Source organism: Marinomonas profundimaris (assembly GCF_000508165.1).
Classification (GTDB): Bacteria; Pseudomonadota; Gammaproteobacteria; order Pseudomonadales; family Marinomonadaceae; genus Marinomonas; species Marinomonas profundimaris.
On sequence record NZ_AYOZ01000001.1, the window covers coordinates 426,372 to 439,436 of the forward strand.

Consider the following 13,065-nt stretch of genomic DNA (forward strand, 5'->3'; position numbering starts at 1 on the left):
TATTGTCAGTTTGTCGTAATGGATTAATTTACATGGATTATTTGGCCGATACTGGCACGAAATCAAAAATGTCAGACTCAAACGGTCTAAATTTAAAAGAGTGGTACACCAAGTTTTACTTAGTAAAAAAGAGTGATGACAAGATAGGTGAGACCGTGACTTGGAAATTCTGGGACTAACATTGTTTCGTTGAAAACACCAAAATGATTAGAATCAAGTCAACGCTGTTTGTTTGCAGGAATAACATCAAGGATAAAAGCTAAAAAAGTTTTACTAAAAACCCGAACAGATAGCTGCAAAACTGTTCTTGTTAGATCTTGATTTTGCTTGCAAAAATCAGGGTGTCCATAGATGTTAGCTTTCCGACCAATCGAGGAGAAAGGAATGAATCAATTAACTCTAATTCCTAGAGTAGAAGAGGGAGAAATGATTCCTCAGCGCACAGCTGATGGTTACATAAGTGCAACTGCACTTTGTCAGTCTGTTGGAAAAAGGTTTTCAGACTTCAAGGTTTTGAAGACGACTCAAGCATTCATAGTGGAGCTCACAGCTCAAACGGGCCTGCCAGAACATCAACTAATTCATATAATCAGCGGCGGCAATCCCCAGCTCCAAGGTACTTGGGTTCATCCTTATTTAGCTATAAATTTAGGCCAATGGTTATCCCCGAAATTTGCAGTAAAGGTATCTCAATGGGTTACTGAGTGGCAGCAGGGTGGTGCTAAGGCAGTAATGCCTGTCCACATTGATCGCTATATGCAAAATAGAGGGAAGGTTCCTTACACTCATTTTTCGATGCTGAACGAATTAACGCTAAATTTAATCGCTCCTATGGAGCAGGCTGGATACACGCTACCACAAGAAATGGTTCCTGATATTTCGGAGGGGCGAATGTTTTGTAAGTGGCTCCGTGATAAGAGGGGCATTGAACCTAACAGCTTTCCTACGTACCAGCACGAATATCCGGATGGGCGAGTGGTCCCAGCGAAGTTATACCCTATTGAACTTTATGAGGATTTTCGTCGACACTTCAATGAAACGTGGCTTCCTCAACAGGCTCCAAAATATTTTGGCCAACGAGATAAAGTTGCTTTGCAATTTGTAGAAACTTTACTTTTACCTGCAAATTAAAGCTAACAATGTCAATCACGGCGGCAGCTTTTTCGTTCCGGATTCGCCTCCACTACAAAGCTGCGCGTGTTGGCGGTGTTAGCTGCTCTGATGGCATGATAACAACTAAGAAGGAAGAAAAATGAATAGAAATCTGGAAAAATTCTTGCGTGATCATTGCAATCTTATCGATTGGAATCCAACGAAACAGCAGTTGGAAGCAATCAAGAAAGATATTGATGCTGCAATTGCATCTGGAAAAACCTTAAGCCGAACTGAATGCCAGAATATAGTTGTTAAGCATTGTGGCTCCACCAGAATGTTCTTAACTAAGGGGGCTGACAACTCCGATTTAAATGCGCTACTGGCAATGGCAGTTAAGCAAGACTCATCTAATGACTAATGACTAATGACTAATGAACAACTCGTTCTGAACGCAGAAGAGAAGATTGAAGAACTCAAACAAAAGTACATGGATGTACTTCAGCCATTAGCTATTGAATACAATTCTAGCAGAGTGGCCCCGACCGCCGAGCAGCTAATTGAGTGCCAGAGAAAAGGTAATACATATTTCAACTATGTAGAAAGCTTTGTCGGAAATAGCGGGTTGCTAGGTGCGCACGTTAACGGAAAGTGGGTTACGGGCTTCGCAGAGACATGTCACGCAGTTTTGGAATCGTATGTTCTACACATCGCCTTTCTGCGGAGTCATTCTTCTGCTTTAGGGGCTTCGTACCAAGAGCCTAATTCTCAAGCCTATGCAAATATGCAAAGAATGACTAAAGAGTATTTAGAAAAAAATACATGGAAAGCACTTGAAAGAAAGTATGAGGAAAATCGTATACCTGTATCGGGTTTCAATTATTCAGGAGCTTCTGATTTGCAAAAAACACCTAACTGGCAATTAATTGTTGGATTAATAATTGGCGTTGTATTCTTGTTGGTCTTGTTTGTTCTGGCTGTGATGATTCCAAACCCAACGAACTGGCAGGCTTTTATATTTAGAGGTGGGTTTGCTATTTCGCTATCGGCTATTGCTGCCATCATTCCAGGGTTGCTAACTGTTGAGTCAAGACTTCAAAAAATGTCCATTAGAGCGACGGGAGCTATTGCTGTATTTGTAATTGTTTGGCTGGTAAACCCTCCAGCACTGATTGGCAGCTAACAAGTTGCTTCACTCGGAAAAATTACTCGCTACGCTCCCAATTTTCCGGTGAGTGCGGCGTTATACCAGCTTCTAATCAACATGCTGATATTAGATCCAGATAAAAAATAGCCCTTTACATCTGGTTCTAAATCCCGCGGTTGATGCCTTTTGTTTGGGCACTTAAAGCCCAAGTCTGTAACTCCTCTTTAAAGCTTTTTTAATTCATTGCTTTTGTTCAGCTGATATTCATCAAGGTCGTTGGCGAGAAACAGGTTGCCCGAATAATGGGCTTTGGCTTCTTGATAAATGTCGGCGATGGAAGGGGATAGGTTCGGGTTAGCTTGGTAGCGAGGGCTAAAGTGCGTTAACACTAAGTTTGGGATGTTAGCTTGCTGGGCAAAGGTCGCTACAAGCTCGGCGTAACTGTGGCCGTAGCTGTTGCCTGACTTCTCAACGATGTCTTTGGTGTAGGTGGCTTCATGAACCAGTACGCTGGCGCCATGGCTTATTTGAGCCAATAGCTCTGGCTGGTCATTGTCACCTGCCACTATGATTTTTTGCGGGTTTTTATCGTATAGCAAATAGTCTTCACAATGGATTAGTTTGCCGTTTAGCTCAACATCTTGCCCCTTTTGTAGCTGCCCCCAATGTGGGCCTCTGGGGATGTTGTGCCGCTCCAGTTTTTCCACATCCAAGCGCGGGTTGATGTCTTTTTCGGTAAAACAATAGGCATAAGAAGGGACTCGGTGAGACAGGGCGACCGTTTCCACGCGAACTTTTCTGAACTCGACAGACGGTAGATCATCAGTACAGATAAACTCAATGTCATAGGACAGATACAATTGTGTATGTTGCTGAGTCGCTTCCACCCATTCTTTCACACCACTTGGTGCCATAATTTTCAATGGCGCTTTGCGGCCATTCATCGCGGCACTTGCTAATATGCCTGGCAACCCATAACAGTGATCGCCATGAATGTGAGTGATGAAGATGGCTTGTAAGGCATTGATCGATAAATTGGTATGAAGTATCTGATGTTGCGCTCCCTCGCCACAGTCGACAAGGTACCAGCCGTTGCCTCTTTCTTCGCGCACCGCGATTCCTGTTACATTGCGTGTTTTGGTTGGAACGCCTGCCGAGGTTCCAAGAAAGACAATATTCATTTTTTACCTTGATACATAAAAGACGGGTCATCTTGCCTAAGCCTAATGTTTTCATGACCAAGCGGCAATCTTGGGTTGTATAGATGGCTTATTATTTACCTAGATTCAAAAAACTCACATCAGTCGCTGCTAAGAATTGTTATCTTCTATGCCCTTCCTGAGCTAAAATACAAACCTTGTTCGTACCTTAATACATGAGATTTATAAATGACCGCATTTGACACCAAAGTGGAAGAACTGATCGCTAAGCATCCTAATTTAACCAAGGATGAAGCCATCAAGATTGTTACCGAGAAAAATAACCGCAAGAAACAGAAGAGAAACGAAAAATCAAATAAAGGCCGCGTGAACAAAGGCTAGTAATAAGGAACAGATAACGCTCTCATAACCCCACTGGGTGGTGCTTCATTCCGCCCTATATTTATTCTCTCTCGATCTAACGCTATTTTGGCGCAAAAGACCTTTGCTTGCCCACCATGAGCTAACCAAATCAAACCGAAAGATTATTCCTTACTTAACCCTAAACATCGCTCTTAGTTTTTTAAGTGTGAAGTGATACTATAGTGATACTTTTACTTATGGAGGTGTCACTATGAGAACGGAAGTCGTTACAACGTTAAAGAGGCAAGCAACAAAACTACTTGCCGATTTACATGAAACCAAAGAACCAATTCTCATAACAGAGCATGGTCAACCGTCTGCTTACCTTTTAGATGTTGCTGATTACGAGTTAATGGTTGAGCGGATGAAGATTCTAGAAGGGATTGCGAAAGGGGAGCAGGCCATTCGAGATGGTCGAATTATGGGTATGGATCAGGCCAAAGAGAAGATGGGTAAATGGCTCAAATAATTTGGACAGAGCCAGCCTTAGATAATTTAAACGACATCGCTGAGTATGTTTCTGTTAGTAATCTACAAGCCGCTAAGCAGTTAGTTGAAAATGTGTTCAGCCAGGTGCAGAGACTCGAGAATTTTCCAGAATCAGGTAAAGTACCCGAAGAAATTTCGGCATTAAATTATCGAGAAATTGTTGTTAATCCTTGTCGCGTTTTTTACAAAGTAGAACAGAACTCCGTTTATATCCTGCATGTGCTTAGGCAAGAAAGAGACCTGCGGAAGTTTTTATTGTCGGTGGGAGTTAGGTAGAGACAATTGTCGATCACTCAATTGCTTTTTAGGCGATTTATCCACTGCCCAGCTGTGAAATGACACAACAGAAAAAAGGCCCCTTTGTCATGTTTCAAAGGGGCCTTTTTGTTTAATGTTGCTTAACTTGCCATGCGGCTTGCATCGAATATTTCAATCCAATAGCCGTCGGGGTCTTTGATGAAGGCAATGTTGTTCATTTTGCCATCGCTTAGCTTCTTCTGAAATGGTACTCCGAGCGTCTCAAAACGCTGACACGCGCCTTCTAGATCGGGCACATGAAAGCCAATGTGGCCAAAACCACGAGGATCGCTGTTACCATTGTGATATTGCTCAGTGTCTGCGTTATCACCCCAGTTATGGGTCAGTTCCAACATGGCAGGGCGGCCAAAGGTTTGTGCCGTTCGTTCTGAATCATCGTGACTGATATCGGAGAAATCTTCACCGTGAGTCAGAAAATACAAACTGAATTTCATGTCTGGAAAATCGAGTTTCTTTAATAGCGTCATACCCATCACTCGGGTATAAAAATCGAGAGTGCGCACAGGGTCAGCGATGCGTAACATGGTTTGGTTGAACACAAAGCCGTTCGTTGCTGGGTCTTTTTCTTCACACAAGCCTTCGGCTTGTTCAAAATGACGACTCATATTTGTACCCCCTTGTGGTAATGAATGATTAACTTAGGAGCTGGGGGTTGGCGGTGAAATTCCAACCCCCTTTTGACGTTATTCCGTTAGTACTCCAACGCCATCTCTGCCATTTTCATGGTGTTTTCAAACGAAGCGCAGCCTGCGATAAACAAGCCGTTATGACAGAACATGGCATCGTTTAGACCGGTGACGTCTTGTAGTTCTTTATCCGATAAGCCTGCCCACGGCGCAGGCAGTTTTTTACGGTCTTCAAATGAGCCGAGTTCAACGGGTACGGTTTGTATGCGCCACTCTCCGGTTTGCGACGGGTAAACCATAAACAAGGCGTCTTGCGATAATCTAAGTACGGTGGTTTTCCACGGTGTGTATTGTTCTAACACGATGATTCTTGGGTCCGTGGCTTTTTTGATGGCGTTGGCGACGATGGTTTTTGCGTTTACGCCACCGCTGGCGGCGGCTATAAAGCGAGTTAATATACGCGAGGCAAAGGCAACGGCTTCGTCAAAACAGGCGTCAAAATCGCCTTCTTCTTGCCATGTTGGATTAAACATGGAGATGGTTTGGCTCAGGCTGATGCCTGCTTGTACGCCTTCTACGTGTCCGCAATCTATCGCGTCGATGGTGGAGACTAAATTTTTATCCAATGCGTTGGTGACTTCTTGATCACCGGCGCATATTTCTAGACCGTATTTTTTCCAAATCAAGCCAAAGGATGAAAACGGAATGCCGTTTTCTCGTGCGCCAGCGCCGCCTTTTTGATGATGATCAAAACGACCTTGTTCTGCGTCGTATATCCCGCCTACGTCTAACACTATGTCGGCTTTGGCCATGACGTCTAAGTCACGTGTGCGTATTATTTTTGCAGACGGAAAAAGGTGTTTTAACGCCGCTACGGCAAATACGTCGTCTGCGTGAAAATTGCCATTGTGTGTTGTGATTACTTGAATTTGTTCGGTCATTCTGTGGTCTCTTTTATTGATGTCATTTCACTTAACAGCACACACGTACTAAAAATCGGCATTTTACGGGGTTTTCATTGTGGGTGACACCGTTCATTATAACAGCAGCGAAGTCAGGTGTGCGTAAAAACCAATAAGCATAGACTTTCCAATCAATAATAGGGCGAAATACGTTACAACCCTCATATTATTACGCTAATCTTCTAGCATGAGACCGATGGTGCCATGTACGCCGCCCAGAACAAAGCGTCTATGGCGCAAAGCGTCGATTTCGACAAAGCTATCCAAAGTGAAGACCTATTCAATACAGCACGTTATAGAAAACACTTGGAAGAGCGGTATTTGTTACTTGTCTTGATTTGACAAACAAACGACTAAGACGAAAAACCGAGACGTGATCATTTTAAGTAATGACTTCAAAGTAACATCTCGGTTTTTATTGTGTAGGAATTCAATTTAATAACACTTGGCCTGTTTGTTCTGCGCGACCAAAGCGTTGTATGTGGCCAAATTTGGCGACATGTTGTCTTCCAAATCATCAATGCGAGTTGAGTGGGAAGGGTGCGTCGACAACAGTTCTGGTGTTTTGCTGTTTGTCCATGTGCTCATATTACGCCAAAGCTGAACGCTTTCTCGTGGATCAAATCCTGCCTTTGCCATGTATTCTAACCCCAACAAATCGGCCTCGGATTCATGAGTTCGGCTAAAGGGTAAAATGATACCGACTTGCACACCTATGCCTAAAGCTTGGAAAATCACGATTTTCTCGGGTGAATCTTCGCCACTGAGTTGATAGCCCAAGGCGAGCGCTTGGCTTGTTGCGAACTGAGTTGACACTCGCTCATTACCATGTCGAGCGATGACATGCGCTAATTCATGCCCAACCACGGCGGCCAACTGAGATTGGTTTTCCGCTACTTTTAAAAGGCCGGTATAAACCCCCACTTTATAGCCTGGCAAGGCAAACGCGTTGACTTGCTCATCGTCGAACAACACGACTTCCCACTCTTGGTTACGGTATTTATTCGGTAAAACCGCAATCAGTGTGTCCGCCACACATTGGACGTGCTTTCGTAATGTCGCATTGGGCGATGCCGGTGTTTCTTTCTTCATTTCGGCAAATGATTCAACGCCCATGGTATCCATCTGGCTATCAGGCAACACCGCAAACTGCTTACGACCCGTCGGAGACGAACTGCAACCCACCATCACAACCAAGGTAGCCGCCAGCGCGGCTTTAAAAGAAACCTTCATAAACACCATGATAAAACAGCCTTCCAAAACTGCATGGATTGTTGAATATGACAACCATTATAGAGAAGGGCATTTGTTAGAAGCAAATTGAGTTAAGGTCATCGGAATCGTTTTACTGTTTTATGGGGTAGCTAGCTACAATCCTAAACGATTCTTTACAATAACAATATCTACTTTGCGTTAGGATGTTTAAATGCTCAGGGGGAAGAGCCTATCTCTTAGAGCAAGGAAAGCGACTAAAGTTTGAAATGTAAAAGATGCATTTCATTCTCTTACCATAAACTTTGGTTGAGTTGTATCTTGAAGCCTAGATTTAATCAATTACAGACAGCATGTTTTTATTGTATTTCGTTGTTTTTTGCTACGGCAGTATTGTGCTCGTCTACGAATGTATTTGCTCAGGACGTTTCTTTAGATAACGGTTGGGAATATGCGTGGGGAGACTCACCATTTAATGCTGACGGTATTCCCTTATGGACTCAACAAGATAGCTTAGCGGACTGGCAATCCATTGCTTTTCCGGCTAACCCTCCCGCTCGTGGTGCTCATCACAATGTTTGGTTTCGAATAACGCTTCCACAGCAGGCCTTTAGAGATCCTGTGTTTTATGCATCCAGCATCGATCTGCTAGCAGAAGTGTATTTGGACGGGACGCCTATTTATAAACATGGTCAATTTGACCAAAATGGTGCTGGGGAATTCGCTGGTTGGCCTTGGCATATGATTACTCTGCCAGAGGATTTTGCTGGCAAAACCCTCTATTTTCGAGTGTATTCAGATTATTTAAGCATTGGCTTTTGGGGAGAGCGAAAGCTCACCGAGCGAGTGGATGCTTTAAAACAAATTATCGAAGAGTCATTACAAGGCTTTATTGTCGCAGGTGTGACAATCTTCATCGCATTGATGGCGGCTATTTTCTCCCTGCTCAAAGGGCAGCGTCGCCAATTTCTTAATGTATGTCTCTTTTCTCTGGCGGCAGCGGGGTTAGTGTTGGGAGACATTCCCGCAATGAAGCTAATCTGGGATCACCCATTACTGTGGAATTATATCGGTGCGTATGCGTACTTTTTACTGCCGATTCCGATGTTTATGTTATTGGCTGAGTGGCTGTCAAAGGCAGGCTTAGAGGTTCGCCATTTTCATTGGCTGTGGCGTGCTCACTTTGTATTCATATTAATAGCCGGAATAGGGAGCGTGTCTGGCATCCTTGCTCTTACTCAGCTTTACCCAGCATTTGATGGCATGTTCATTGTGAGTCTAGTCTTGCTGTTGGTTTCTGTTTTATTGGTGTTTAAGCGTGTTCGTTTGGAGCAAAAATTACTTATTCTGGCGTATTTTGGCTTTTGTGCCGTGTTGATGCTAGACATGGCCGTTGCTCATAACTGGGTATCATGGAGTTCTGTACCTGTTTCTAGTGGTGCGCTGCTATTTTCTATCGCGATTATAGGTTTGTCTTTTAATCATTACCTGTCGACTCAGCGACGATTAGCGAAACTGAATGTATCACTTGAGTCTAAAGTCATTGAGCGTACCGAACAGCTTAGTATGATGGCTAAGCAAGAAGCGCTGCGCGCCAATGGGTTACTGTTTCGACAGGAGAAAGTTGAAATTATCAGTGACCTCATCTTTGAATTGGAAAGCTGCCATACACTAGAAGTTGGCATGGAAAAAATAGCGAAAAGTATCGAATCGATTTGCGAGCCTTTTTTCGGTGTATTTCACGTGATGGTTGAAGGGGAATGGCAAAACGTTCGTAGTTGGGGGCAAGCCACTAACACACTCGCTCCAAATATCAACAAGGCGATCAAGCCAAAGATTAATAACGAACAGGGCGAATTTCCGTTTAGAGTCGTTAATCAGCAAGGTTCTATTCGCCATGTTGGTCTGCTACAAGTTCAAGCAACAGAAGTGTTAAATGGCTATCCTACATTGCACTTCATGAAACTGCTAAAACGAGCAGTAGAAAAAATAAACATCACCTTGGCGAATATAGCCTTACGGGAAGAACTGCAACGCTTTTCTTATGAAGATGAGCTTACAGGCTTAAAAAACCGACGTTTTTATTCTAAAGTCATGGGATCTGAAATCGCAGTGGTTGAAAAGCATCAACAACCTTTGTCCCTGTTGATATGCGATATTGATTACTTTAAAAACTTCAACGACACTTATGGCCACCCCGCAGGAGATGAAGCACTAAAATCCCTCGCTAATTTACTGAGCCACTTTTTTCACGACGGCGATATTGTGTGTCGTTTAGGGGGAGAAGAGTTCGTTGTCGTCATGCCTAACGTAAAAAGTGAAGACTGCTTACAAAAGGCCGAGAAACTAAGAGCTGCCGTTGAAAAAACACAAATAGCCTACGAAGGGAATTTACTTGAAAACATCACCATTTCAATTGGCATCTCAAACTGGCCCGAACTGATTGAAGACCCGCGACAACTCTTCCAACAAACAGACGCCGCCTTGTACCAAGCCAAAGAAAACGGTCGCAACTGCATCCGCGTGACGGAAAAGTAGATTAATAAGCCAGTGATCAGCAGTATTATCTTGACCATAAAAAAACAATCTATGCCTTACGGTATAAATCGTCTTGTTAAACATGTCATTAAATAAAGTGAGTGAGACGTTTGGGCGAAAGCCCGATAAAAGATTTTTTGGTTACTTTTGCATCGATTGGCAAAAGTCACACGCCCAGCGGGGCGAAATAAAGGTCGGGAATACAAAGCATTCGAATGGAACTCAAGGAAGAGATTAACCCCACACTAACCCTCCCCTTGGAAGACAAAAGGGGAGGGAGCCATTGGTTCCGAGGCTGACGAAATTTGGATGAAATCCTCAAAGCCTCTGGCACTTCCTACTAAAACCATTGTCTATGTCCCTCCATGCACTTTTTCCTTTATGATGGTCGCCATTAGTCTTTATGTTGGAATTTTAGAATTATGAATAGCTCACCTACACACAAGCCACGCCCGATGGTGGATCTTATCGTTAGTGTCATTTTACCGTCGGTTATTTTAATGAAGTTAAGCGGTGACGACCGGTTGGGCGTTAGCGGTGGTTTGATCGCAGCGTTGGCGTTTCCATTGGGGTGGGGGCTTTTTGAGCTGATTAAATACAAGAAGTTTAACTTTATTGCGTTGTTGGGTTTGGTGAGTGTGTTGCTCACGGGCAGCATTGGGTTGTTCGAGCTAGACAACAAGTGGTTGGCCATTAAAGAAGCGGCGATTCCAAGCATTATCGGCATTGTGGTCTTGGTCTCTACTTTTACGCCTTACCCCTTGGTGCGGGCCTTACTTTTTAATGCGTCGATCATGGATGTCGACATGATTAAACAAAAGCTGGAAGAGCACAACAGTACCGCGGCATTTGAAAAAACGTTAATGAGAGCGACGTATTTCATTGCAGGTTCTTTTGCTTTTTCTGCCACGATGAATTACATACTGGCGAAGTGGATTGTCACCAGCCCAGCGGGCACTGAAGCCTTCAACGAAGAGTTGGGTCAGATGACGCTGTACAGTTATCCCATGATCGCCATTCCTTCGATGATTATGCTAATGGCGATCTTTTATTACCTGTGGCGCAGCATTCATAAAGCAACCGGTTTAAACATAGAAGATTTACTCGTTAAGAAATAACCCTGCCTTCTACGCACTGGGTCAGAGCAAAAATATGCGCACGGGGTCAGAGCAAAAATAGGCTGAAGCTTATCGGCCACTTTTGCTGATCAATAGGTGTTTTGGTGCCTTTAGCTCATCAAAGAAAACTATTTCTTGATCTGACCCCGACAACCTTTTTTGACCCTTGGCCTTTAATCTACGTTGTCGGGCTAAGCCGAGACCTAAAAAAACTCTACAGACCAATCACTTGTAGGTCGGTATTTATGCCGACAAAAAACTTATCATGAAAAATCACGTTTTGTCGCTCTGAAGGACGACTTACAAAAAAATGGTTTTAAAGTGATTTTGAGACCAAGTCGCTTTTAGTCTCCCTCTAGTCGTTTCCAGCCAGCTGTCCTTCGTACTGAAAAATTACACTGAGTTCATTACTGTTTTACCCAATGGGGAAGGAAAAACAATGAACGCAGCAGAGCTACACGATAAGTCCATTATTATTGACGGTTTAATTTGTGCTAAGTGGAACCGCGAGTTATTCGAAGACATGGCGAAGGGCAAGCTGACGGCAGCGAATTGCACTGTGTCGTTCTGGGAAAACTTCGAAGGCACGGTTCGCAATGTGGTTGAGATGAATCAACTGATCGAAGCCAACAGCGATTTACTGACCAAGGTTTACACCACGAAAGACATTCACCGCGCGAAATCCGAAGGCAAAACGGGCGTGATGATGGGTTTTCAAAATGCGCATGCGTTTGAAGATCAAATTGGTTATGTTCAGATTTTCAAAGACCTTGGCGTGGGCATCGTGCAGATGTGCTACAACACACAAAACTTGGTCGGCACTGGCTGTTACGAACGCGACGGCGGTTTGTCGGGGTATGGTCGCGAGATCGTCGCGGAAATGAACCGTGTCGGCATGTTGTGTGATTTGTCTCACGTTGGGCCAAATACTGCGAAAGAAGTCATTATCGAATCCAAAAAGCCCGTCGCGTATTCCCATTGTTTGCCTGCGGGCCTAAAAGAACATCCACGTAATCGCACCGACGAAGAACTTAAATTCATTGCCGACAATGGCGGTTTTGTCGGCGTCACCATGTTTGCGCCATTCTTAAAAGCCGGTATTAACGCCACTATAGATGACTATGTGGAAGCCATTCAATACATCTACAACATCGTCGGTGAAGACGCGATTGGCATCGGCACGGATTTTACCCAAGGCCACGGTTACGACTTCTTCGAATATCTCACTCACGATAAAGGCTACGCCCGCCGTTTGACGCGTTTTGGCGAGATCATAAATCCGCTCGGTATGCGCACCGTTGGCGATTTCCCGAACTTGACAGAAGCCTTGCTGAAGCACGGTTTTAGCGAGCGTCAGGTGGTGAAAATTATGGGTGAGAACTGGGTGTCGCTCTTAAAAAATGTATGGGGAGAATAACGATGACAACACATGCGCCAGAAATGCCAATAGCAGTAGACGACGAAACCGGTGTTTGGACGACGGACGCCTTGCCAATGCTGTACGTTCCGCGTCACTTTTTTGTGAACAATCACATGGGCATTGAAGACGAAATTGGCGCCGAGCGTTACGCGGATATTCTGTATAAAGCCGGTTATAAGTCAGCGTATTACTGGTGTGAACAAGAATCTGAATGCCACGGAATTGATGGTGAAGCCATCTGGCATCATTATTTGAACCGCCTATCACAACGTGGCTGGGGCTTTTTCATCACAGAAGAATTGGACATCGAAAACGGCACCGCAAAAGTACGTTTAGAAAATTCAGCCTTTGTGTATCACTATGAAAAAATCCACGGTGGCAAAGTAAACCGCAAGATAGATTACATGTTCACAGGTTGGTTTGCCGGCGCATTGGATCAGATATTAGAAAGCAAAGGGTTGGCGGTTCGTACCAAGGCGATTCAAACCCAGAGCGGTGCAGAGGAAGGTTTCGATGTCGGCTATTTTGATATCTCTCCACTCTAATTGAGAAGAGGGCGCGGGCAGGTGCTCTCTATTTTC

14 protein-coding genes are annotated in these 13,065 nt (G+C 44.1%); 10 read left to right on the forward strand and 4 right to left on the reverse strand.

Features of this window, described 5'->3' with window-relative positions:
- Positions 1-384 precede the first annotated feature (384 nt).
- The 3 genes from D104_RS21105 (at position 385) to D104_RS21115 (ending at position 2,275) form a co-directional block, all read left to right on the forward strand.
- Positions 385-1,131, forward strand: coding sequence for a KilA-N domain-containing protein (locus D104_RS21105; RefSeq protein ID WP_031214413.1), 747 nt, complete (start codon positions 385-387; stop codon positions 1,129-1,131).
- Positions 1,132-1,252: 121 nt separating this feature from the next.
- Positions 1,253-1,513, forward strand: coding sequence for a hypothetical protein (locus D104_RS21110; RefSeq protein ID WP_024022624.1), 261 nt, complete (start codon positions 1,253-1,255; stop codon positions 1,511-1,513).
- 6 nt (positions 1,514-1,519) lie between these two features.
- On the forward strand, positions 1,520-2,275 hold the full coding sequence (locus D104_RS21115) for a hypothetical protein (RefSeq protein WP_024022625.1): 756 nt from the start codon (positions 1,520-1,522) through the stop codon (positions 2,273-2,275).
- Between the two features lie 188 nt (positions 2,276-2,463).
- On the opposite strand, the gene D104_RS21120 is transcribed toward D104_RS21115, so the two are convergent.
- On the reverse strand, positions 2,464-3,420 hold the full coding sequence (locus tag D104_RS21120; RefSeq protein ID WP_024022626.1) for a ribonuclease Z: 957 nt from the start codon (positions 3,418-3,420) through the stop codon (positions 2,464-2,466).
- A gap of 207 nt (positions 3,421-3,627) precedes the next feature.
- Between D104_RS21120 and D104_RS37435 the strand changes: the two genes are divergently transcribed.
- The 3 genes from D104_RS37435 to D104_RS21130 all read left to right on the forward strand — a co-directional run bounded on the left by D104_RS37435 (position 3,628) and on the right by D104_RS21130 (position 4,566).
- Entirely contained in the window at positions 3,628-3,780 is a 153-nt protein-coding gene (locus tag D104_RS37435) for a hypothetical protein (protein WP_024022627.1), read from the forward strand.
- A 232-nt stretch (positions 3,781-4,012) separates the two neighbouring features.
- Positions 4,013-4,270 (forward strand): type II toxin-antitoxin system Phd/YefM family antitoxin, encoded by a 258-nt coding sequence (locus D104_RS21125; RefSeq protein WP_024022628.1) that lies wholly within the window; start codon positions 4,013-4,015, stop codon positions 4,268-4,270.
- Positions 4,258-4,566, forward strand: a complete 309-nt coding sequence (locus D104_RS21130) for a type II toxin-antitoxin system RelE/ParE family toxin (RefSeq protein WP_024022629.1) — start codon at positions 4,258-4,260, stop codon at positions 4,564-4,566. The genes D104_RS21125 and D104_RS21130 overlap by 13 nt, the downstream gene beginning before the upstream one ends.
- 122 nt (positions 4,567-4,688) lie before the next feature.
- Here D104_RS21130 and gloA read toward each other — a convergent pair whose 3' ends face one another.
- From gloA to D104_RS21145, 3 genes are all read right to left on the reverse strand, one after another.
- Positions 4,689-5,213: a lactoylglutathione lyase gene (gene gloA / locus D104_RS21135; protein ID WP_024022630.1), complete on the reverse strand. Its 525-nt coding sequence runs from the start codon at positions 5,211-5,213 to the stop codon at positions 4,689-4,691.
- A gap of 86 nt (positions 5,214-5,299) precedes the next feature.
- Positions 5,300-6,175 (reverse strand): MYG1 family protein, encoded by an 876-nt coding sequence (locus tag D104_RS21140; RefSeq protein WP_024022631.1) that lies wholly within the window; start codon positions 6,173-6,175, stop codon positions 5,300-5,302.
- Between the two features lie 456 nt (positions 6,176-6,631).
- The gene (locus tag D104_RS21145; RefSeq protein WP_031214414.1) at positions 6,632-7,429 is read right to left on the reverse strand and encodes a M48 family metallopeptidase; all 798 of its coding nucleotides are present in this window, start codon (positions 7,427-7,429) and stop codon (positions 6,632-6,634) included.
- A 300-nt stretch (positions 7,430-7,729) separates the two neighbouring features.
- Here D104_RS21145 and D104_RS21150 point away from each other — a divergent pair, with 300 nt between their 5' ends.
- The 4 genes from D104_RS21150 (at position 7,730) to D104_RS21165 (ending at position 13,029) form a co-directional block, all read left to right on the forward strand.
- Positions 7,730-9,946: a GGDEF domain-containing protein gene (locus tag D104_RS21150; protein ID WP_152531132.1), complete on the forward strand. Its 2,217-nt coding sequence runs from the start codon at positions 7,730-7,732 to the stop codon at positions 9,944-9,946.
- Between the two features lie 422 nt (positions 9,947-10,368).
- Entirely contained in the window at positions 10,369-11,064 is a 696-nt protein-coding gene (locus D104_RS21155; protein WP_024022635.1) for a VC0807 family protein, read from the forward strand.
- Positions 11,065-11,503: 439 nt separating this feature from the next.
- Entirely contained in the window at positions 11,504-12,481 is a 978-nt protein-coding gene (locus D104_RS21160) for a dipeptidase (RefSeq protein WP_024022636.1), read from the forward strand.
- Positions 12,482-12,483: 2 nt separating this feature from the next.
- Positions 12,484-13,029, forward strand: coding sequence for a DUF5943 domain-containing protein (locus D104_RS21165; RefSeq protein WP_024022637.1), 546 nt, complete (start codon positions 12,484-12,486; stop codon positions 13,027-13,029).
- The last annotated feature ends 36 nt before the right edge of the window (positions 13,030-13,065 follow it).